We start from the raw sequence: 21308 nt of genomic DNA on the forward strand, positions 1-21308 counted from the left end.
GCGAGTCTTCGCCCCGGCCTGATTCTGAAATACTTATCGTTTTATTACGCGCGCAGTTTGACGTCGATAGCGTCCTGCGCGCGGGTGCTGCGTTGGGAATCCTGACTGTGCTGACGACCAGAGACATCCAGAACTTCCTGGTTATTGACCAGTTCACCCAGGGTGATGTTGTTCAGGAAGCCGGTGAGACGGTCGCTCAGATCGCGCCACAGCGCGTGGGTCAGGCACTTATCGCCGCCCTGGCAGCCGCCTTTACCCTGGCAACGGGTCGCGTCAACGGATTCGTCAACTGCGCTAATCACTTCACCAACTGCAATACTGCCCGCGTCTTTACCCAGCAGATAACCGCCGCCTGGGCCACGAACGCTGGAAACCAGTCCATTTTTACGCAGTCTGGAGAACAGCTGTTCCAGATAAGAGAGGGAGATCCCTTGTCGTTCAGAAATATCAGCCAACGGAACCGGGCCCGCTTCGGAGTTGAGCGCAACGTCCAGCATCGCGGTCACGGCATAACGCCCTTTAGATGTCAGTCTCATGTCTTACTTAACCTCAAACTCGCCCCTGCCCGGGGTTTTTTATAGTAAAATGGGGTATTGCATAGCAGGGCCAAGTCTGACATTCCTGACTAAAATGGTCAACTATTTACTTGACTGTTTTAGTCAGGTATTTAACCTTCTGTGCCTTCATAATACAGGTGCGGCCTGATGCCCTCACCCCGCCCCTCTCCCACAGGGAGAGAGAAAACAAACCGGCACTACTCTTTATTCTTCTGCTCAATCGACGCCAGAATCCCGCGCAGGATGTTCAGCTCCTGGCTTTCCGGACGCGCGCGGGTAAACATGCGGCGCAGCTTGTTCATTACCTGGCCCGGGTGGCCCTCACGGATAAAGCCGGTTGAGAGCAGCGTCTGCTCCAGGTGACCGTAGAAACGCTCAAGGTCGTCCACCAGCGGGTAAGCCGTCTCTTCCTTCGGCTCGACCTCTTTTTCCTGCGTTGCCAGCCACGCCATACGGACCTCGTAAGCGATAACCTGCACCGCCATCGCCAGGTTCAGCGAGCTGTACTCCGGGTTTGCCGCAATCGCGACGTGATAATGACACTTCTGCAGCTCATCGTTGGTCAGGCCAACGCGCTCGCGGCCAAACACCAGCGCAACCGGCGCCTGTTCAGCCTCCGAGACACTTTTCAGACCGCATTCGCGCGGATCGAGCATTGGCCACGGCAGCGTGCGCGAACGCGCGCTGGTACCCACAACGAGGCTGCAGCCGGCCAGCGCTTCGTCAAGGGTGTCGACGATCTGGGCATTGCCGATCACGTCGCTGGCCCCGGCCGCCAGCGCGATAGCCTGTGAGTCGGGTTTCACCAGCGGGTTAACCAGCCACAGGTTCGTTAAGCCCATGGTTTTCATAGCGCGGGCAACGGAGCCCATGTTGCCGGTGTGCGATGTTTCGACCAGCACGATTCGAATGTTTTGCAGCATAATTTTTAATGTCTGAATTCAGCGTCTGAAGAATATTCGGGCATATTATCATAAACGGGAGACATAATCCGATCCCGCTGCTATACTCTGCGCCGATTTTCCTGTTCTTTAACATCCAGTGAGAGAGACCGATGCATCCGATGCTGACCATCGCCGTGCGCGCAGCGCGCAAGGCGGGTAATGTAATTGCCAAACACTACGAAACGCCAGACTCCGTAGAAACCAGCCAGAAAGGCAGCAATGATTTCGTGACGAACGTCGATAAAGCCGCAGAAGCGATTATTATCGAAACGATCCGCAAATCTTACCCACAGCACACCATCATCACCGAAGAAAGCGGTGAACATGAAGGTACCGATCAGGATGTTCAATGGGTTATCGATCCACTGGATGGCACCACCAACTTCGTCAAACGCCTGCCACACTTCTCTGTGTCTATCGCAGTACGCATTAAAGGCCGTACTGAAGTCGCCGTTGTGTACGATCCAATGCGTAACGAACTGTTCACCGCGACCCGCGGTCAGGGCGCACAGCTGAACGGCTACCGTCTGCGCTGCAGCAACGCACGCGATCTGGACGGCACCATCCTGGCGACCGGTTTCCCGTTCAAGGCAAAACAGCACGCGACCACCTATATGAATATCCTGGGCAAACTGTTCACCGAATGCGCGGACTTCCGTCGCACCGGTTCTGCTGCGCTGGATCTGGCCTATGTTGCCACCGGCCGCGTTGACGGTTACTTCGAACTCTCACTGAAGCCATGGGATTTTGCAGCGGGCGAGCTGATCGCACGTGAAGCAGGCGCCATTGTTTGCGACTTCACCGGCGGCCATAACTATCTGTCTACCGGCAACATCGTTGCAGGTAACCCACGCGTTGTTAAAGCCATGCTGGCAAACATGCGTGATGAACTGAGCGATGCGCTGAAGCGTTAATCCCGGTAATTCCCTCTCCCTGTGGGAGAGGGAATTGAAACTAAAAAGGCCGCAATCCCCTTCCCACCGGCACCGCACTCATCCACATCGTTACCGCCGCTACCAGCAGAATCACCCCGCCCGCCAGCGCAAGCGTTGTCCATCCTACCTGTCGCCACAGCACCGGCGTTTTATTGCCGCTGAGTTTGACCGCCAGCTGACGGAAGCTGTGTACCAGCAGCGCTAAAGACGAAATGGTGAGAGAGGTTCCTGACGCCATCGCCAGCGCGGACAGCATGCCCCAGCCGAACACGCCTATCACCTTACTGAACAGCAGCACCATGATGGCACCCGAACACGGGCGCATGCCCATAGAGAGAACAATCACCAGCCGCGCGCGCCAGTCGTCGCCGTTCTGTAATTGTTCCTGTGTTGGCAAATGCTGATGCCCGCAGCCGCAGTTTTCATCATGAACGTGGTGCGGCGTAAAGGTTTTGAATTTCGGCTTTTGCAGCAGCACGCGCAGCTTTTTCAGCGCCCGCCAGCAGAGGATCAGCCCCAGCAAACCCACCAGCGCGTAGCTCCCTTTTTCAAGCCAGAAGCTGCTCAAGTGCAGCTGGCGCGCGGGAAGCTGTAACAGCGAAAGCACGACCACCACGAGCGCAATCGCCACGCCGCCCTGAAGCAGCGAGGAGGCCAGCGTCAGGCCGATACTCGATTTCAACTTTGACGGATGGGTGGCGAGCCAGGTCGTGATGACGATTTTGCCGTGCCCCGGCCCCAGGGCGTGCAGAACGCCATAGACAAAACTGAACGCCAGCAGGGAACCACCCGCTTTTGTCGGGTTCTCCGCCACCGCCTTCAGCAGACCGCTCATCTGCTGGTTGACCTCACGCTGCCAGATAATGCTTTTCATCATGACCTGCGGCCAGGCCTGCCACAGCCACAGCGCACCGCCAGCTGCTAACAGTAAAAAGAGCGCCAGCGGCCAGAGGTGCAGCCAGCGGCGCGGTTTCCGAACCGGAGAGGAGATCACTGACATTGTAACGTCACCTCCTGCGCAAACTGTTTACCCAATTCCATATCCTCGGGCGGTGCATCTTCTTTATCAAGCGAGACCGCAAAGTTCAGCGTCTCTTCGCTGGGTTTCGGGGTGTGCACGCCAATTTTGCAGCTTTTTTGCAGCGCGTCCGGCAGCCGTACGTCGCTGTCTTTGTCATAGCGCATGTCAACATAGTAGGTAGGGTCAAAGGTGGAAAAGCGGTACGTTTGCCCCGCCAGCGGCTGCGGATGCGCCAGCGGAAGCACGAACGTCAGCACCGCCTGGTGCCCTTCACGCGTCATCCCGTATTCCGTGGGTCGGTTCAGAAATTTGACCTTTTGCCCGTTGTGCCAGAATTCAGTGAAGTAGTGCTGGCCGAGCACGTTGGCCATTACTTCCGCCGCCAGCTTTTTCCAGATTTCATCGCCGGGCTTCGCATTTCCCGCATCGTAGAGCAGATCGGCCGAGGTGATTTCATCCATCGTCCAGCGCATTTTCAGGCCGCTCAATTGCGTGCCGTCGGTGACCAGCTCGGTTTTGAGGTCGATAAAGCTGTGAGGGTGTGCGCTGGCGGTTAAGCTGATAACCGCCAAAAATAACGCCATCGCACATTGTTTAACTGTTTGCATCAATTCCTCACGTCAAAAATTCTGTGATGTTCCCCAGCAATCCTGAGTGAAAGGCCTGCCGGCGCGCTTTTCAGCGCTCATCCTTTAGCTATTCTTATCAAACATTCACACTGGATACCCGACAGATGATGACGACGCTTGAAATTCCATCTGTGCTTTCCAGTTCGCAGCGCCGCTGCCAGGTGCTTTTGATGCTTTACCTGCCCGATGCTGCCGTCACCGCACAGAGCATAATCGCTGCCAACGGCGTGGATGACGCGATGGCACGGCAAGATATAGCCGAGACGCGCGATGAAATCCAGCGCTATCACCGGCTGGATATCGTCACGCACCACGACGGCTGCTACCGGATTGAAGGCACAGCCCTGAATCAGCGTTTATGCCTGCTGCACTGGCTGCGCCGGGCGCTGCGGCTTTGCCCGCAGTTCGTCTCGCACCAGTTTACCCCCGCATTAAAAACCGCGCTTAAACAACACGGCATTGCGCGTCCGCTTTACGACGATGCGAACCTGAGGGCGCTGATCGGCTTCTGCTCACGCAAGCTCCAGCGCCAGTTTGAATGCCGCGACGTCCAGTTTTTACAACTCTATCTACAATACTGCCTTATTCAGCACCAGCTCGGGAATACGCCGCAGTTTTCCCACGTTCAGCGCAGCTGGACCCAGTCGAGAGGGGAGTATTTTACGGCCCAGGAGATCGTGCGCCACTGGAGACGGCGCGTCCCGCAGGGTGCCCACGGGGATGAACAGCTGTTTCTGGCGCTGCTGTTTATGATGCTCCGCACGCCCGATCCGGTGCTTGATAAGCACCAGCAGGATCAGCGTCTACGTCGGGCCATCGTGCGCATGGTGGCCCGCTTTCGTTCCCAGACCGGGATGAACTTCAGCGATGAACAAGGGCTGACCGATCAGCTGTATATCCATCTGGCTCAGGCGCTGGACCGTTCGCTGTTTGAGATCGGCATCGACAATAACCTGCCGGAGGAGATCCACCGCCTTTATCCCCGACTGTTACGCACCACGAAAGAGGCGCTGTTTGAGCTGGAAGCGGAATTTGGGCTACGTTTTTCCGATGAAGAGATGAGCCTCGTGGCGGTGATTTTTGGTGCCTGGCTGATGCAGGAGACTGACCTGCATGAAAAACAGGTGATCCTGCTGACGGGAGACGATAAAGCCAGCGAGGAGCGGATTGAACAGCAGCTTCGCGAGCTGACGCTGCTGCCGCTCAACATTCGCTACCTGACGCTGCAGGCCTTTCAGAAAGAGGGGGCGCCGCGCGAAGCCGCGCTGGTTATCACCCCCTACCCTACGGCCCTGCCGCTGTTCTCGCCGCCGTTGATTCATGCCGTTGAGACACTGAACGCGCAGCAGCAAGAACATATTCGCGCCATGCTGGAATCATAGCGACGCGCGGGCGGCCACTTTAGGGCGAACAACGATGGCGGGCAAGGCGACCAGCGCCATCACCCAGAAGACGCCGTGCCCCAGATGCTGATAGAGGAATCCCGCAAACACCGTCATGATCGCGATACTGCCCCCCATTGCCACTGCCGAATAGACGGCCTGCAGGCGAATCACGTCCCCGCCCTCGCGCGCAGCGATATAGCGCATGGCTGCCAGATGGCACACGGTAAAGGTGCCGCAGTGAAGTATTTGCGCCACAATCAGCCACGGCAGATCGGTCGTCCAGCCCATAATCCCCCAGCGCGCCACCCCACACACGGCGGAAAGCAGCAGCAGGTCACGCGCGCCAAAGCGACGGAACAGTTTTTTGCTCAGGGCAAAGATAATGACTTCGGCCACCACGCCCAGCGACCATAGATAGCCCACGGCGGAAGCGGAATACCCTGCCCCCTGCCAGTAGATGGCGCTGAAGCCATAATACGCCGCATGCGCCCCCTGAAGGAGACACACACACGCCAGAAAACGCCAGCTTTGTGCGACCAGGCTCCGCCAGGCGGGCCAGCCAGCGCTCTCCTGATGGCGGCTTTCACCTTGCGGCATCACCGACGGTCGCAGCAGCATGCCCAGCAGCATCGAGGCAATGCCGATGCTCAGCAGGGCAAGAATGGCGCGGTAATCGTACAGGCTGACCAGTTTGCCCACCAGCGCCGAGCCAATCACAAAGGCGATAGAGCCCCACAGGCGCACGCGACCGTAATCCATGGTGATCTGCTTTTGCCAGGTGTTCGCCAGGGCATCCGTCAGCGGCACCAGCGGTGAGAAGAACAGGTTAAAGCCGACCATCACCACCATCAGCCAGGCAAACTGGTGGCTGACCCAGAAGCAGGCCACAAAGACCAGGGTCAGCAGAGCAAGAATGCGCACGGCCTTGATCAGTAAGGAGGGATCGCTGACGCGCGGGGCAATCAGCAGGCTGCCGAGGAAACGCGCCACCAGCCCGGCCCCCAGCAGGACGCCGATGGTCTCGGGCGTCAGGCCGATACCCTTGAGCCAGACACTCCAGAAGGGCAGAAAAATACCGTAGCTAAAGAAATAGGTGAAATAACTGAGCGCCAGCCAGCGCGTGGAATGCAAGACCATGAATCCCTCCCGAAATCGAGGCCATAGTCTGGCGAGAATATAAAAATTAAGCAAGTAGATAGCCTGCTATAAATTAACGAAAAATTAACATCTTGTGCAGTCGCCTGGCTTATGGCAGGGAATGGAAATATGTATTACGTTTAAATTACTCCACTTGCAGAGGTTTTCTGCCATGAACTCACTACGTTATCTCGATTTCGGTCAGTCGCGTCACCTGCTGCTGTTGATCGGCCGCATCGCACTTGTCGTGCTGTTTATTATCTTTGGTTATCCAAAACTGACGGGGTTTAGCGGCACCGTACAATACATGACCTCGCTGGGAACGCCGATGCCCATGCTGGCGGCCATTATTGCGGTGGTGATGGAAGTGCCTGCCGCCATTCTGATCGTACTGGGCTTTTTTACCCGTCCTCTCGCGGTACTGTTTGTGTTCTATACCCTCGGAACGGCGGTGATTGGGCATCACTACTGGGATATGACCGGCGATGCGGTCGTACCGAATATGATTAATTTCTACAAGAACGTCAGTATTGCTGGCGCCTTTATTTTGCTGGCGATTGTCGGACCTGGCGCCATCTCCCTGGACCGGCGTTAAGCCATAAAAAAAGGCCGCATGCGCGGCCTTTTTTATTTCTGCAAAGCAGAGGAATTATGCGTAAACCGGGAAGCGTGCGCAGATATCCAGAACTTTACCTTTGACGCGCTCGATAACCGCTTCGTCATTGATGTTGTCCAGAACGTCACACATCCAGCCAGCCAGCTCTTTCACTTCTGCTTCTTTGAAGCCGCGGCGAGTCACGGCCGGAGAACCGATACGGATACCGGAGGTCACGAACGGGCTCTTCGGATCGTTTGGCACGCTGTTTTTGTTCACGGTGATGTTGGCGCGGCCCAGGGCAGCATCAGCTTCTTTACCGGTCAGGTTCTTATCAACCAGATCCAGCAGGAACAGGTGGTTTTCAGTACCGCCGGATACCACTTTGTAGCCACGGTTCAGGAACACTTCCACCATCGCTTTGGCGTTCTTAGCAACCTGCTGCTGATAAACCTTGAACTCAGGCTCCATCGCTTCTTTCAGCGCGACCGCTTTTGCCGCGATAACGTGCATCAGTGGGCCGCCCTGCGCGCTTGGGAACACCGCGGAGTTCAGTTTTTTGTACAGCTCTTCGTCACCGCCTTTCGCCAGGATCAGGCCACCGCGTGGACCCGCCAGGGTTTTGTGGGTGGTGGTGGTCACAACGTGAGCGTGTGGAACCGGGTTCGGGTAAACGCCTGCGGCGATCAGACCCGCAACGTGCGCCATATCAACGAACAGGTAAGCACCGATGCTGTCTGCAATTTCACGCATTTTTGCCCAGTCAACGATACCGGAGTAAGCAGAGAAGCCACCGATGATCATCTTCGGTTTGTGCTCTTTAGCCTGCTTCGCCATGTCTTCGTAGTCAATTTTACCGGACTCATCGATACCGTAAGGGATGATGTTGTACAGTTTGCCGGAGAAGTTAACCGGGGAGCCGTGAGTCAGGTGGCCGCCCTGCGCCAGGTTCATACCCAGAACGGTATCGCCCGGCTGCAGCAGCGCGGTGTAGACCGCGAAGTTAGCCTGAGAGCCAGAGTGCGGCTGGACGTTTGCATAGTCAGCGCCAAAAAGTTCTTTCGCACGATCGATAGCCAACTGCTCAACGATATCAACGTACTCGCAACCGCCGTAATAGCGTTTGCCCGGGTAACCTTCAGCATATTTGTTGGTCAGCTGAGAACCCTGCGCCTGCATGACGCGCGGGCTGGTGTAGTTTTCGGAGGCGATCAGTTCGATGTGCTCTTCCTGACGTACTTTTTCCTGCTCCATAGCCTGCCACAGTTCGGCATCATAATCGGCAATGTTCATTTCACGCTTTAACATCCGCATCTCCTGACTCAGCTAACAAGTAAATTTTGGCCTGAAAAGGCAGTCCTGTTGGACGACGGGCAACAGTATAACTGATTAGTTCTGTGATAACAGGTCTTGACAAACGATTTTACGCAAACGTTTTCCTACCCGCCACGCAAGGGTTTGAGGAATAAAGCTCTCGCCCTTTCCAGCGGATTTCTTTTCAGGTTTGTGATGCATATTTTTCATCTTGCAAAGAACCATTTACAACGCAGGGGTATTTTTTATAAGATGTATTTAAAATACATCATTAAAGTGACATCAGAAGGACGCGCTCATGCTCGACGCTCAAACCATCGCTACCGTAAAAGCCACCATTCCTCTGCTGGTGGAAACCGGCCCTAAACTCACCGCCCATTTCTATGATCGCATGTTCACGCACAACCCGGAGCTCAAAGAGATATTCAACATGAGCAACCAGCGTAACGGCGATCAGCGTGAAGCGCTGTTCAACGCCATCGCGGCCTATGCCAGCAATATTGAAAACCTGGCTGCACTGCTGCCTGCGGTAGAAAAGATTGCGCAGAAACATACCAGCTTCCAGATCCAACCCGAGCAGTACAACATTGTGGGTGGCCACCTGCTGGCGACGCTGGACGAGATGTTCAGCCCGGGCCAGGAGGTGCTGGACGCGTGGGGTAAAGCTTACGGCGTGCTGGCAAACGTGTTTATCAACCGTGAAGCACAGATCTACAGCGAAAACGCCAGCAAGAACGGCGGCTGGGAAGGCACGCGGGCGTTCCGCATCGTCGAGAAAACCCCGCGCAGCGCATTGATTACCAGCTTTGAGTTTGAGCCGGTGGACGGACAGCCGGTGGTCGATTACCAGCCTGGCCAGTATCTGGGCGTGTGGCTGAAGCCTGAAGGCTTCCCGCATCAGGAGATCCGTCAGTATTCTCTTACCCGCAAGCCAAACGGCAAAGGCTACCGCATTGCGGTGAAGCGTGAGGACGGCGGTCAGGTTTCCAGCTGGCTGCACAACGAAGCGAACGTGGGCGACGTGGTCCATCTGGCCGCGCCGGCGGGCGACTTCTTTATGGACGTTGACACTAATACACCGGTCACGCTGATCTCTGCGGGCGTCGGCCAAACGCCAATGCTGGCGATGCTCGATACGCTGGCAAAATCTCGCCACGGCGCGCAGGTTAACTGGTTCCATGCCGCCGAGAACGGCGACGTACACGCCTTTGCGGAGGAGGTGAAAACGCTCGGGGCGTCCCTGCCGCGCTTCACCGCGCACACCTGGTATCGCCTGCCGACGGAGGCAGACCGCGCAGCTGCACGCTTTGACAGCGAAGGTCTGATGAATTTAAGCCAGATGGAAGGGGCGTTTAGCGCGCCGGACATGCAGTTCTACGTCTGCGGGCCGGTGGCGTTTATGCAGTATGCCGCGCAGCAGCTGGTGGGGCTGGGCGTGAACAAAGACAGCATTCATTACGAGTGCTTCGGCCCGCATAAGGTGCTGTAATGAAAAAGCCCCTCGTTCGAGGGGCTTTTTTTCGCCGGGTGGCGGCTGCGCCTTACCCGGCCTACAAAACCGTTGGCAATGTTAAATCGCCGCGTCGTCTTCTTCGCCGGTACGGATACGGATCACGCGCGCCACGTCAAAGACGAAGATTTTACCGTCGCCAATTTTGCCCGTCTGCGCGGTGCGGATAATGGTGTCCACGCAGGTATCGACGATATCGTCGCTGACCACGATTTCAATTTTTACTTTCGGCAGAAAGTCGACCATGTACTCTGCGCCACGGTAAAGCTCGGTGTGGCCCTTCTGACGACCAAAACCTTTCACTTCCGTCACGGTCATCCCGGTGATGCCGACTTCCGCCAGCGCTTCACGCACATCATCCAGTTTGAAAGGTTTAATAATCGCATCAATCTTTTTCATGGTGGGTCCTTAAACTCTTGCCTGTAAGCTGCCTCGTAATCGATTGCTCACAGTACCATACGGCATTACTCTTTAAAATCGTTTGCTTCCAGCTCGTGGCGCGACAGCAGCTTGTAGAACTCGGTGCGGTTGCGTCCGGCCATGCGCGCGGCGTGGGTCACATTGCCTTTGGTGATCTGCAATAGCTTGCGCAGATAGTTGAGCTCAAACTGATTCCGCGCTTCGGCAAACGTCGGCAGCGCCGTGTTTTCCCCTTCCAGCGCCTGCTCCACCAGCGCATCGCTGATGACCGGTGAAGAGGTCAACGCCACGCACTGCTCAATCACGTTGACCAGCTGACGCACGTTGCCCGGCCAGCTTGCGGCCATCAGCCGCTTCATTGCATCGGTGGAAAACGCGCGCACGAACGGTTTATGGCGATCGGCCGCCTGGCGCAAAAGATGGTTCGCCAGCAGCGGAATGTCTTCCGCCCGTTCCGCCAGCGCCGGGATCTTCAGGTTCACCACGTTCAGGCGGTAGTAGAGATCTTCGCGAAACTCGTTGCGGGCCATCACTTTCGGCAGATCGCGGTGGGTGGCGGAAATAATTCGCACGTTAATATCAATGTCGCGGTTGCTGCCCAGCGGACGGACTTTGCGCTCCTGCAACACGCGCAGCAGCTTGACCTGCAGCGGCGCGGGCATATCGCCAATCTCGTCCAGGAACAGCGTGCCGCCTTCCGCGGCCTGGAACAGCCCTTCCCGGCTGCTTACCGCCCCGGTGAATGCGCCGCGGGCGTGACCAAACAGTTCAGATTCAAGCAGCTGCTCCGGGAGCGCGCCGCAGTTAATGGCGATAAAGGCGTTTTTACTTCGAGGGCTGGCGTTATGGATCGCCTGGGCCAGGATCTCTTTCCCGGTGCCGCTCTGGCCGTTGATGAGCACGCTGACGTCGGACTGCGCCACCATCCGGGCCTGTTCAAGCAGACGCAGCATCACGGGGCTGCGGGTGACGATAGGCTCCCGCCACGCTTCATCCCCCGCCGGGACGGCGTGTTCCAGCGCGCTGTCGATTGCCTTATACAGCGCGTCTTTATCCACCGGCTTGGTCAGGAAGCTGAATACTCCCTGCTGCGTCGCGGCAACCGCATCCGGGATCGACCCGTGCGCCGTCAGGATAATCACGGGCATACCCGGCTGCTGCTTCTGGATCTCCGCGAACAGCTGCAGGCCGTCCATTTCGTCCATCCGCAGGTCGCTTATCACCAGATCGATTTTCTCGCGGCTGAGGATCTTAAGCCCCTCGAGCCCGCTTTCCGCGGTCACGACGCTGTAACCTTCACTCACCAGACGCATGCCCAGCAGCTTTAACAGCCCGGGATCGTCATCCACCAGTAACAGATGGGCTGGTTTACGGCTCGTCATGCTTCACATCCTCTTGTTTCGGCGTATCGCTGTCCGGTGCCGCAGATGAACTCCCCGGCTGATATTTGCGCGACGAGAGCTGCCTTTCGATATCGGTCAGGTTTTCCAGCTTACGCGTTGTGGTATCGAGCTGCGTACGTAAATGTTGCTGCTGCTGACGCAGCGTATCAAGCTCGCTGTCGGTTGACTGTTGCAGCTTGCTGTAGCGGGAGCGCTCTTCAGACAGCTGAAGCTGTAATGTCTGCCCATCGCGCCAGAGCTGGTATACCGGGCGTACCTGCACGGGAAGATTGACCACGAACGTGTCCAGTCGGGTCACGTTGGCGCGCCGTTCGACGGGGGTGATTTTCGCATCAGCCAGCAAAATGCCGCGCTTGAAAGCGTCCTGCCAGGTGTCGTCATCCAGCATCGCCGCCTTCGAGCGAGCGTCTACCGGGGCCAGACGCTGGGCGCAATCTATTCCACGCAGCCAGAACAGCGGGTTGCTTTCAACGTCATGACCTGACAGGTTCCAGATATCGTCACAGCGGGTTGAGAGGAAATCGGCCAGCTGGTTATCGGGCCATTTATCTTCTTGTTTATCGCTAATTGCACTTTGTGGCGCATGGGAAACACACCCTGCCAGAAATAAACAGGGCAGGCTCAGGCGAAGCGTGTTGCGGGAAAACACCGCGCGTACGGCGCGGGAAAAGACGTGTGACATACTCACCAGACATAGATTCATTTTATTGATTTTTCCGGCTCAGGGGCAGTTCAATACGGAAGCAAACATCCGAACGTTCGTCCGTGGCAATGTTTAGCTCACCCTGCATGCGTCGTATGCAGTCCCGGGCGATGCTCAAGCCCAGACCACTGCCTTTCACCGCACCTTTCCGCTGATGACTCCCCTGGAAAAAGGGCTCGAAGATCATGGTTTTTTCGTCATCGGGGATCGGGGTGCCGGTGTTAGCGACGTCTATAAACACCCGGGAACCCTTCGTATAACTTCGGATATAAATGTTACCGGATTCAGTACCATAGTGCACCGCATTGGAATAAAGATTATCCAGCACGCTCATTAAGAGCATGGGTTCAGCGAGACAGGTCGGCGCATTCAGTTCTACACCGGTATGCATCATTTTAGCTCTTGCTGGCAAGCTATGGGCGGATATCACCATATCCACCAGCGGCTCAATCTCAACGTTTTCCAGAACGACCGCCCCGTCAGCCAGCTTGCGGTTGTAATCCAGCAGTTGCTCAATCAGCTTTTGCAGATTGCGGCTGCTGTTATCCAGGATCTCGACAATTTCTTTCTGTTCTGGCGTAAGGGGTCCTGCCACTTCGTCCGCCAGCAGCTCCGTCCCTTCGCGCATGCTGGCCAGCGGCGTTTTAAGCTCATGGGAGATATGGCGCAGGAACTGATGACGCTGTGATTCAAGCCACGCCAGGCGCTCGGACAGCCAGATAATGCGCTGGCCTACGGATCGCAGCTCGCGCGGACCTTTAAAGGCGACCGTATCTCCGAGCGATTTCCCTTCACCCAGGCGGTTGATCATCCGCTGAATGCCCTTCACCGGGCCGATGATCATGCGGGTAAAGAGCAGAACCAGCCCGAGGCTCACGAGGAACAGCACCAGCGCCTGCCAGCCGAAGAACTGGCCGCGCTCGGCAATCTCCTGCTGGAGCTGCTGGCCGCGAGAGAAAATCACCGTGCGCGTTGACTGCACCATCTCGGTGTTGGCGCTGGCAAAAGCTTCAAGACGCGCGGCGGCGGCGGCATCCGGGCCGCTGTTACTGCACTGTAGCTGCGCAAGATCGTTTAAATCCTGACGTAACGCCTGATAGAGCTTGTCGTCAGGCAATACGCCGGCGTGGGCGTCCAGCATTTCGCTATAGCGCTTGCGCTGACTCTGATACACCTTTTCCAGCGTCCGATCGTCAAGCACGCAATACTGACGATAGCTACGTTCCATCTCCAGCGCGGCGTTGGTCATCGCTTCACTGCGTCTGGCGTCGATGAGCGTCGTGCGGTTGGTCAAAGCCGCCTGCGCGCTCAGCGCGTTCAGACTTTGCCACGCCTGCCAGGCAAGGATCAGCAGCGGCAGCAGGATCAGCAGGAAGGCCATCATGACAAGCTGTCGCAGGGAGCGGGGAAAAACGGGCCAGCGTTTCAACGCATTACTCTCTTAATGGGGGTTTACGCAGAGCGTAACTGAGTCTGCCCTTCAGATACAACAAAGCCGGGTAAAAACCCGGCTTTGTCATGGAATGAGGCGGTGCCTAACTCGACGTTTCGCCCTGGCCTGATAAAGCATCGCTATGATCAGTAGTTGGACGGCAGGCACCTTTTTGTGCGTCATTCGAAGTTTATGTAGCGCGTCCCGAAGGGGCTGACATAAGAAGGTGAATGAGCCACTGGTTAATATTATGCAACACCCGTGCCAGAACGCAAAACAAAATATTAACACATTGAAATATATGATTTTTACTTGTTAAACCTGTTAATTATCGGTTGAATGATTTCCAGGCTAAGTGTCGCTATTAAGCAACACCTTAATGGGAACCTTTACTGCCATATATAAATCAATAAGTTAAATGTCTCCTTTTGGAGACACTCAAACCAGAGGGTTGTCGCGATTTTGCGACAAAGACAAAAAAGCCCGGTAGCGCTCGCGCTTACCGGGCCTGCAGGTGTTGCCTGAAACTTAACCCAGCTGTTTACGCGCGTTGCGGAAGATACGCATCCACGGGCTGTCCTCGCCCCAGTTTTCAGGGTGCCAGGAGTTGCTCACGGTGCGGAACACACGTTCCGGGTGCGGCATCATGATGGTTGCACGACCGCTTTCGCTGGTCACCGCGGTAATACCGTTGGCGGAGCCGTTCGGGTTGGCCGGGTAGGTTTCCGTGACCTTGCCGAAGTTATCGACAAAGCGCAGCGCCACCAGACCTTTGCTCTCCAGCTGAGCCAGATGCGCGGCATCACGCACTTCTACCTGACCTTCGCCGTGGGAGACCGCGATTGGCATCTGTGAACCGACCATTCCCTGCAGCAGCAGAGACGGGCTTTGGGTCACTTCCACCAGGCTGAAGCGCGCTTCGAAGCGGTCAGACTGGTTACGCACAAAGCGCGGCCAGGCTTCGCTGCCCGGGATCAGCTCGCGCAGGTTGGACATCATCTGACAACCGTTACACACGCCCAGCGCCAGGGTCTGCGGACGGTGGAAGAAGGTTTCGAACTCGTCACGCACGCGGCTGTTGAACAGGATGGACTTCGCCCAGCCCTCGCCCGCGCCCAGCACGTCGCCGTAGGAGAAGCCGCCGCACGCCACCAGCGCCTGGAAATCTTCCAGACCGGTACGTCCGGCCAGCAGGTCGCTCATGTGAACGTCGATAGCGTCAAAGCCCGCGCGGTGGAAGGCAGCCGCCATCTCAACGTGGGAGTTAACGCCCTGCTCGCGCAGCACGGCCACTTTCGGACGCGCGCCGGTCGCAATGTACGGCGCGGCAATGTCTTCGTTGATGTCGAAGGAGAGCTTCACGTTCAGGCCTGGATCCTGGTCATTGGCCTTCGCGTTGTGCTCCTGATCGGCACATTCCGGGTTATCACGCAGGCGCTGCATCTGCCAGGTGGTTTCCGCCCACCACATACGCAGCGTGGTGCGGCTTTCGCTGAACACGGCGTGACCGTCTGCTTCAATGACGAAGCGGTCGCCCTGAACGGCTTTACCCAGATAGTGCACGCAGTCTGCCAGACCGTGCTTCGCCAGAATGGCTTCAACCGCGTCGCGATCTGCCGCGCGCACCTGAATCACGGCGCCCAGCTCTTCGTTAAACAGCGTCGCCAGACGGTCTTCGCCCAGCGTTGCAATGTTGGCTTCAACCCCACAGTGGCCGGTGAAGGCCATCTCTGCCAGCGTCACCAGCAGGCCGCCGTCGGAACGGTCATGGTAGGCCAGCAGCTTACGCTGCGCTACCAGCGCCTGGATGGCGTCGTAGAAGCCTTTCAGCTGCGCCACATCGCGCACGTCGGCTGGCTTGTCGCCGAGCTGACGGTAAACCTGCGCCAGAGCGGTGGCACCCAGCGCGTTGTTGCCTTTACCCAGGTCAATCAGCAGCAGGGCGTTGTCTTCGGTGGAAAGCTGCGGCGTAACGGTATGACGCACGTCTTCCACGCGGGCAAACGCGGTAATCACCAGCGACAGCGGAGAGGTCATCTCGCGCTGCTCGCTGCCTTCCTGCCAGCGGGTTTTCATCGACATGGAGTCTTTACCCACCGGAATGGTCAGGCCGAGAGCAGGACACAGCTCCTCGCCCACCGCCTTCACGGCTTCATACAGGCCTGCATCTTCGCCAGGGTGACCGGCAGCGGCCATCCAGTTTGCGGAAAGCTTGATACGTTTGATGTCGCCAATCTGCGTTGCGGCGATGTTGGTCAGCGCTTCACCGACCGCCAGACGGGCAGAGGCCGCGAAGTCCAGCAGCGCCACCGGGGTGCGTTCGCCCAGCGCCATCGCTTCGCCGTAGTAGCTGTCGAGGCTCGCGGTGGTCACGGCGCAGTTCGCCACCGGGATCTGCCATGGGCCAACCATCTGATCGCGCGATACCATACCGGTCACGGTACGGTCGCCGATGGTCACCAGGAAGGTTTTCTCAGCGACTGCCGGCAGGTGCAGCACGCGATTAACGGCTTCAGCTACGGTAATGCCCTGGCGATCCAGCGCTTTGCCCGCCGCTTTACGGGTTGTTACGTCGCGGGTCATCTTCGGCGTTTTACCGAGCAGAACGTCGAGCGGCAGATCGATAGGCTGGTTGTCGAAATGGGTGTCGCTCAGAGTCAGGTGCTGCTCTTCGGTCGCTTCACCGATGACGGCATACGGCGCGCGCTCGCGGCGGCACAGCTCGTCAAACAGCGGAAGCTGGTCCGCGGCAACCGCCAGCACGTAGCGCTCCTGGGATTCGTTACACCAGATTTCCAGCGGGCTCATGCCCGGCTCATCGCTCAGGATATCGCGCAGGTTGAAACGACCACCGCGGCCGCCGTCGCTCACCAGCTCCGGCATGGCGTTAGACAGACCGCCCGCGCCCACGTCGTGGATGAAGAGGATCGGGTTAGCGTCGCCCAACTGCCAGCAGCGGTCGATCACTTCCTGGCAGCGACGCTCCATCTCAGGGTTGTCACGCTGCACGGAGGCGAAATCGAGATCCGCGTCAGACTGGCCGGAGGCCATAGAAGAGGCCGCTCCGCCGCCCAGACCGATATTCATCGCCGGGCCGCCGAGCACGATCAGCTTCGCGCCGACGACGATCTCGCCTTTCTGCACGTGATCGGCACGGATGTTGCCGATCCCGCCCGCCAGCATGATCGGTTTGTGGTAGCCGCGCAGCTCTTCGCCGTTGTGGCTGTCCACTTTCTCTTCATAGGTACGGAAGTAACCGTTCAGCGCCGGACGACCAAATTCGTTGTTAAACGCCGCGCCGCCCAGCGGGCCTTCGGTCATGATATCCAGCGCGGTCACAATGCGCTCTGGCTTGCCGAAATCTTCTTCCCACGGCTGTTCAAAGCCCGGGATACGCAGGTTGGAGACGGAGAAACCGACCAGACCCGCTTTTGGTTTTGCACCACGACCGGTCGCCCCTTCGTCGCGGATTTCACCGCCGGAGCCGGTCGCCGCACCCGGCCACGGGGAGATCGCGGTCGGGTGGTTGTGGGTTTCAACCTTCATCAGGATATGCGCGGGCTCCTGATGGAAGTCATAGCGCCCTGCTTCGCGATCGGCGAAGAAGCGGCCCACCTCGGAACCTTCCATCACCGCGGCGTTGTCTTTATAGGCAGACAGCACGTGGTCAGGGGTTTGCTCCATGGTGTTTTTGATCATTTTGAACAGCGACTTTGGCTGCTGTTCGCCGTCAATAATCCAGTCGGCGTTGAAAATCTTGTGGCGGCAGTGCTCAGAGTTTGCCTGCGCGAACATATAGAGTTCGATGTCGTTCGGGTTACGGTTGAGCTTAACAAACGCATCCTGCAGGTAGTCGATTTCGTCTTCTGCCAGCGCCAGGCCGAGACGCAGGTTGGCGTCAATCAGCGCCTGACGGCCCTGCCCCAGCAGGTCTACGCTCTGTACCGGCGCAGGCTGATGGTGAGAGAAAAGCTTCTGCGCGTCATCGAGAGAGGCAAATACGCTCTCCATCATGCGATCGTGCAGTTCAGCCGCAACCGCCTGCCACTGTGCTTCGCTAAGGGTAGAGGCTTCCACGTAGTACGCCACGCCGCGTTCCAGACGGTTAATCTGGCTCAGGCCACAGTTGTGGGCGATGTCGGTGGCTTTGGAAGACCAGGGGGAGATGGTGCCCGGACGAGGCGTCGCAAGGATCAGTTTGCCGGTTGGCGTATGGCTGCTCAGACTTGGGCCATACTTGAGCAGGCGTTCCAGCTGTACGCGCTCCTCTGCATTCAGGGGGGCATTCAGGTCAGCAAAATGGACATACTCAGCGTAAATATTGCTTACCGGAAGGTCGGCCGCCTGAAAACGTGCCAGCAGTTTAGTGATACGGAAGGCAGACAGTGCAGGCGAACCACGCAGAATTTCCATCATAAGTCTCTCGTCTTCGAAGCGCCGGGGCGCTTACAGTGTGCGCAAGGGGGGAAAACGGGCGTCATTATAGAGAATCCTGAGCGCCGACGAAACCGTTTGCGTCGAAATAAAATTTGCACAGAGATTTAACAATAGATGTGACCAGTCTCTCTAATTGGTTGCCAAGTGGCGCAAGTTTACGCAAAATGCCGCTCATTCAATGGCAAACCTTATGATTAACATGGCTACAGCAGACTGAGGCAACCGGCGTCGCAGAGAATTAACTAATTGAAAAAATTAAAGATTAATTATCTGCTCATCGGCATTGTAACGTTGCTGCTGGCAGTGGCCCTCTGGCCTTCCATCCCCTGGTTCGGCAAAGCCGAAAACCGTATCGCCGCCATTCAGGAGCGGGGGGAATTGCGCGTCAGTACCCTCAACTCTCCGCTGATTTACAGCGACATCAACGGTAAAATCATTGGTCTGGATTACGAGCTGGCACAACAGTTCGCCGATTATCTTGGCGTGAAGCTTAAAATCACCGTCCGCCAGAATATCAACCAGCTGTTTGACGACCTCGATAACGACGATGCCGATATGCTTGCCGCCGGGCTGGTGTATAACAGCGAGCGCAGCAAAAACTACCAGCCAGGCCCGACCTACTACTCCGTTTCGCAGCAGCTGGTTTACCGCGTCGGGGGCCTGCGCCCGCGTTCGCTGGCCTCGATTGACGATCGGCAACTGACGATTGCGCCTGGCCACGTGGTGATTGACGATCTGCGTGAGCTCAAGGAGAAGAAATATCCCGACCTGAGCTGGACTGTGGATCCGAAACTCGGCACGACGGAGCTGCTGGAGCAGGTAAAAGACCAGAAAGTGCCCTACACCATCGCCGATTCGGTCGCGATCAGCCTGTTCCAGCGGGTGCATCCTGAAATCGCCGTGGCGCTGGACGTCACCGACGAGCAGCCTGTGACCTGGTTTAGCCAGCTTGATGACGATCAGACCTTCTCTGCCGCGATGCTTGATTTCTTCAACACCATCAATGAAGACGGTACCCTGGCGCGCCTGGAGGAGAAGTACCTCGGTCACGGTGACGACTTTGACTACGTTGACACCCGCAGCTTCCTGCGCGCGGTAGACAGCGTCCTGCCAGATCTGCAGCCGCTGTTCGAAAAATACGCCCAGGAGATTGACTGGAAATTGCTGGCGGCTATTTCGTATCAGGAATCCCACTGGGATACCCAGGCCACGTCTCCCACGGGCGTACGTGGTTTGATGATGTTAACCAAAAATACCGCGCTGAGCCTGGGCGTCAATGACCGTACCGATGCGGAACAGAGCATCAGCGGCGGCGCGCGCTACCTGCAGGATATGATGGCCAAAGTCCCGGCAACGGTGCCGGAAGAGGAGCGGATCTGGTTCGCGCTGGCGGCCTACAATATGGGCTACGCACATATGCTGGATGCGCGGGCGTTGACGGCCAAAACGAAAGGTAACCCGGACAGCTGGTCAGACGTTAAGCAGCGCCTGCCGCTGCTGAGCCAGAAGCCATGGTATAACAAGCTGACTTACGGCTACGCGCGCGGACATGAAGCCTACGCCTACGTGGAAAATATCCGTAAATATCAAATTAGCCTGGTCGGGTATCTGCTGGAGAAAGAGAAAGAGGCAACAGAGGCCAAACAGCTGGCTCAAAGTTACCCAGTCGTGGCGCCGGACGAGCTTAATCGTCCGACAGCTTCAATTCTGCCTTTTGCTGCTTTTTCTGCTGACGGCGCATTCGAAAGAAATCGCTTAATAGCCCCGAACACTCTGGTGCAAGCACCCCGCCGATAGTCTTCACCTGGTGGTTCATCCCCGGGTGACCCAGCACGTCCATCAGCGAACCGGCCGCACCGGTTTTTTCATCCCGCGCACCGAAGACCAGAGTCCCGATCCGGCTGTGCACCATCGCGCCGGAGCACATCACGCACGGCTCCAGCGTCACATACAACGTAGTATCAAGCAGGCGATAATTTTGCAGCACCAGACCGCCCTGGCGAAGCGCCATGATTTCGGCATGTGCAGTAGGATCGTGGCGGCCAATCGGACGGTTCCACCCTTCACCAATCACCTGGTTATTGTGGACCAGCACGGCGCCTACGGGCACTTCGCCCTCGTCCCAGGCACGCTGAGCCAGCGTCAGCGCATGGCGCATCCAGTATTCATGGTCGAGTTCAGGGTTGGACAACGGTTGATACTCCAGTCGAAAAGCGGGCGGCATTATACACGCCCATTATGGATAAGACTATTCGAGTTGCTGGAGTTCACCTGATGGCGTGACGCGCCAGCGATGCTGGCAAAAATAGAGCAGCGGGTTGTCCTGTTTACTGTCGCTGTAGCCGCTGTACAGGCGCAGCGGCGTACCGATGCGTTTCTCCAGCTGGACCACTTTTTCATGCCCCAGGCAGCGCAGGGTCAGCACCCAACCGCCGTAACCGCGGGCAACTTGCGTGGCAATAAGATTCACGCGCGGAAGCCAGGGGGTATCAAAATAGACCTGCTCCACCAGCGTCTGCGGGGAGCCGGTAATCAGCCAGATGTCGGCATCGTTCGCGTCGAGGTAGCCAGTCAGGCGCGCCTGCACCACCGGAAAGGCGGCGACGTGGCCGCGGAACCAGTGCGCAAAATCCTTTTCGAGCTGTTTGAGGCGCGCTTCGCTGTGCCCAAAGGTACATCCCCACAGCAGCAGACTCATCGGCCATCGCGCCGCACGACCTTTCACCAGCAGCGCGATACCGATAACCGGTAAGAGCGGTAGCACGAGCAACGCATTCAGGGGCTGACGCCGCAGCAGGTAACGCATAAACGTACCAAACATATCCTGCTGATGCAGCGTTCCATCCAGGTCGAAAAAGACAACGCGACGCGCGTGATTTGCCAAAC

The 21308-nt window shown here is 57.3% G+C and carries 18 protein-coding genes; 5 read left to right on the forward strand and 13 right to left on the reverse strand.

What is annotated here, in order from left to right; translation table 11 throughout:
* Window positions 1–44 precede the first annotated feature (44 nt).
* Both iscR and trmJ read right to left on the reverse strand, forming a co-directional pair.
* Window positions 45–536 carry a Fe-S cluster assembly transcriptional regulator IscR gene (gene iscR / locus AC0TN7_RS10825; protein WP_024908641.1) on the reverse strand — a complete coding sequence of 164 codons (492 nt, stop codon included), beginning with the start codon at window positions 534–536 and terminating at the stop codon, window positions 45–47.
* 218 nt (window positions 537–754) lie between these two features.
* Window positions 755–1480, reverse strand: coding sequence for a tRNA (cytosine(32)/uridine(32)-2'-O)-methyltransferase TrmJ (gene trmJ / locus AC0TN7_RS10830; RefSeq protein ID WP_024908640.1), 726 nt, complete (start codon window positions 1478–1480; stop codon window positions 755–757).
* Between the two features lie 131 nt (window positions 1481–1611).
* Between trmJ and suhB the strand changes: the two genes are divergently transcribed.
* Window positions 1612–2415, forward strand: a complete 804-nt coding sequence (suhB, locus tag AC0TN7_RS10835; protein WP_024908639.1) for an inositol-1-monophosphatase — start codon at window positions 1612–1614, stop codon at window positions 2413–2415.
* A 40-nt stretch (window positions 2416–2455) separates the two neighbouring features.
* On the opposite strand, the gene AC0TN7_RS10840 is transcribed toward suhB, so the two are convergent.
* Both AC0TN7_RS10840 and AC0TN7_RS10845 read right to left on the reverse strand, forming a co-directional pair.
* Window positions 2456–3436, reverse strand: a complete 981-nt coding sequence (locus AC0TN7_RS10840; protein WP_061714627.1) for a nickel/cobalt transporter — start codon at window positions 3434–3436, stop codon at window positions 2456–2458.
* Window positions 3427–4065, reverse strand: coding sequence for a DUF1007 family protein (locus tag AC0TN7_RS10845; protein ID WP_024908637.1), 639 nt, complete (start codon window positions 4063–4065; stop codon window positions 3427–3429). Before AC0TN7_RS10845 ends, AC0TN7_RS10840 begins: the two co-directional genes overlap by 10 nt.
* A 125-nt stretch (window positions 4066–4190) precedes the next feature.
* Here AC0TN7_RS10845 and csiE point away from each other — a divergent pair, with 125 nt between their 5' ends.
* Window positions 4191–5468, forward strand: coding sequence for a stationary phase inducible protein CsiE (gene csiE / locus AC0TN7_RS10850; RefSeq protein WP_024908636.1), 1278 nt, complete (start codon window positions 4191–4193; stop codon window positions 5466–5468).
* Here csiE and AC0TN7_RS10855 read toward each other — a convergent pair.
* Window positions 5463–6608: a 3-phenylpropionate MFS transporter gene (locus AC0TN7_RS10855; RefSeq protein WP_008502163.1), complete on the reverse strand. Its 1146-nt coding sequence runs from the start codon at window positions 6606–6608 to the stop codon at window positions 5463–5465. The two genes, csiE and AC0TN7_RS10855, sit on opposite strands and share 6 nt — an antisense overlap.
* Window positions 6609–6780: 172 nt before the next feature.
* On the opposite strand from AC0TN7_RS10855, the gene AC0TN7_RS10860 reads away from it, so the two are divergent.
* Window positions 6781–7203: a DoxX family protein gene (locus tag AC0TN7_RS10860; protein ID WP_008502164.1), complete on the forward strand. Its 423-nt coding sequence runs from the start codon at window positions 6781–6783 to the stop codon at window positions 7201–7203.
* A gap of 54 nt (window positions 7204–7257) precedes the next feature.
* Here the strand turns inward: AC0TN7_RS10860 and glyA are convergent, their stop codons facing one another.
* Window positions 7258–8511, reverse strand: a complete 1254-nt coding sequence (gene glyA, locus AC0TN7_RS10865; RefSeq protein ID WP_008502165.1) for a serine hydroxymethyltransferase — start codon at window positions 8509–8511, stop codon at window positions 7258–7260.
* Between the two features lie 304 nt (window positions 8512–8815).
* On the opposite strand from glyA, the gene hmpA reads away from it, so the two are divergent.
* Window positions 8816–10006: an NO-inducible flavohemoprotein gene (hmpA, locus tag AC0TN7_RS10870; protein WP_473702151.1), complete on the forward strand. Its 1191-nt coding sequence runs from the start codon at window positions 8816–8818 to the stop codon at window positions 10004–10006.
* A gap of 81 nt (window positions 10007–10087) precedes the next feature.
* Here hmpA and glnB read toward each other — a convergent pair whose 3' ends face one another.
* The 5 genes from glnB to purL all read right to left on the reverse strand — a co-directional run bounded on the left by glnB (window position 10088) and on the right by purL (window position 18401).
* Window positions 10088–10426: a nitrogen regulatory protein P-II gene (gene glnB / locus AC0TN7_RS10875; RefSeq protein WP_003860685.1), complete on the reverse strand. Its 339-nt coding sequence runs from the start codon at window positions 10424–10426 to the stop codon at window positions 10088–10090.
* A 65-nt stretch (window positions 10427–10491) separates the two neighbouring features.
* Entirely contained in the window at window positions 10492–11829 is a 1338-nt protein-coding gene (gene glrR, locus AC0TN7_RS10880) for a two-component system response regulator GlrR (protein WP_024908632.1), read from the reverse strand.
* A complete protein-coding gene (qseG, locus tag AC0TN7_RS10885) occupies window positions 11816–12553 on the reverse strand; it encodes a two-component system QseEF-associated lipoprotein QseG (RefSeq protein ID WP_024908631.1) in 738 nt (245 codons plus the stop codon). Before qseG ends, glrR begins: the two co-directional genes overlap by 14 nt.
* Window position 12554: 1 nt before the next feature.
* A complete protein-coding gene (gene qseE / locus AC0TN7_RS10890) occupies window positions 12555–13982 on the reverse strand; it encodes a two component system sensor histidine kinase QseE/GlrK (RefSeq protein WP_024908630.1) in 1428 nt (475 codons plus the stop codon).
* 531 nt (window positions 13983–14513) lie between these two features.
* Entirely contained in the window at window positions 14514–18401 is a 3888-nt protein-coding gene (purL, locus tag AC0TN7_RS10895; RefSeq protein WP_024908629.1) for a phosphoribosylformylglycinamidine synthase, read from the reverse strand.
* Between the two features lie 267 nt (window positions 18402–18668).
* On the opposite strand from purL, the gene mltF reads away from it, so the two are divergent.
* A complete protein-coding gene (gene mltF, locus AC0TN7_RS10900) occupies window positions 18669–20219 on the forward strand; it encodes a membrane-bound lytic murein transglycosylase MltF (protein WP_473702152.1) in 1551 nt (516 codons plus the stop codon).
* Here the strand turns inward: mltF and tadA are convergent.
* Together tadA and yfhb are read right to left on the reverse strand one after the other, a co-directional pair.
* Window positions 20107–20646 carry a tRNA adenosine(34) deaminase TadA gene (gene tadA, locus AC0TN7_RS10905; protein WP_032645359.1) on the reverse strand — a complete coding sequence of 180 codons (540 nt, stop codon included), beginning with the start codon at window positions 20644–20646 and terminating at the stop codon, window positions 20107–20109. The two genes, mltF and tadA, sit on opposite strands and share 113 nt — an antisense overlap.
* 24 nt (window positions 20647–20670) lie before the next feature.
* Window positions 20671–21306: a phosphatidylglycerophosphatase C gene (gene yfhb / locus AC0TN7_RS10910; protein WP_024908626.1), complete on the reverse strand. Its 636-nt coding sequence runs from the start codon at window positions 21304–21306 to the stop codon at window positions 20671–20673.
* Window positions 21307–21308 lie beyond the last annotated feature (2 nt).

The sequence above is a fragment of the Enterobacter sp. PL_is511 genome (genome assembly GCF_055816065.1).

Coding starts and splice junctions, on each gene's coding strand:
- iscR (WP_024908641.1), bottom strand. CDS start 536: ATGAGACTGACATCTAAAGGGCGTTATGCCGTGACCGCGATGCTGGAC.
- trmJ (WP_024908640.1), bottom strand. CDS start 1,480: ATGCTGCAAAACATTCGAATCGTGCTGGTCGAAACATCGCACACCGGC.
- suhB (WP_024908639.1), top strand. CDS start 1,612: ATGCATCCGATGCTGACCATCGCCGTGCGCGCAGCGCGCAAGGCGGGT.
- AC0TN7_RS10840 (WP_061714627.1), bottom strand. CDS start 3,436: ATGTCAGTGATCTCCTCTCCGGTTCGGAAACCGCGCCGCTGGCTGCAC.
- AC0TN7_RS10845 (WP_024908637.1), bottom strand. CDS start 4,065: ATGCAAACAGTTAAACAATGTGCGATGGCGTTATTTTTGGCGGTTATC.
- csiE (WP_024908636.1), top strand. CDS start 4,191: ATGATGACGACGCTTGAAATTCCATCTGTGCTTTCCAGTTCGCAGCGC.
- AC0TN7_RS10855 (WP_008502163.1), bottom strand. CDS start 6,608: ATGGTCTTGCATTCCACGCGCTGGCTGGCGCTCAGTTATTTCACCTAT.
- AC0TN7_RS10860 (WP_008502164.1), top strand. CDS start 6,781: ATGAACTCACTACGTTATCTCGATTTCGGTCAGTCGCGTCACCTGCTG.
- glyA (WP_008502165.1), bottom strand. CDS start 8,511: ATGTTAAAGCGTGAAATGAACATTGCCGATTATGATGCCGAACTGTGG.
- hmpA (WP_473702151.1), top strand. CDS start 8,816: ATGCTCGACGCTCAAACCATCGCTACCGTAAAAGCCACCATTCCTCTG.
- glnB (WP_003860685.1), bottom strand. CDS start 10,426: ATGAAAAAGATTGATGCGATTATTAAACCTTTCAAACTGGATGATGTG.
- glrR (WP_024908632.1), bottom strand. CDS start 11,829: ATGACGAGCCGTAAACCAGCCCATCTGTTACTGGTGGATGACGATCCC.
- qseG (WP_024908631.1), bottom strand. CDS start 12,553: ATGAATCTATGTCTGGTGAGTATGTCACACGTCTTTTCCCGCGCCGTA.
- purL (WP_024908629.1), bottom strand. CDS start 18,401: ATGATGGAAATTCTGCGTGGTTCGCCTGCACTGTCTGCCTTCCGTATC.
- tadA (WP_032645359.1), bottom strand. CDS start 20,646: ATGCCGCCCGCTTTTCGACTGGAGTATCAACCGTTGTCCAACCCTGAA.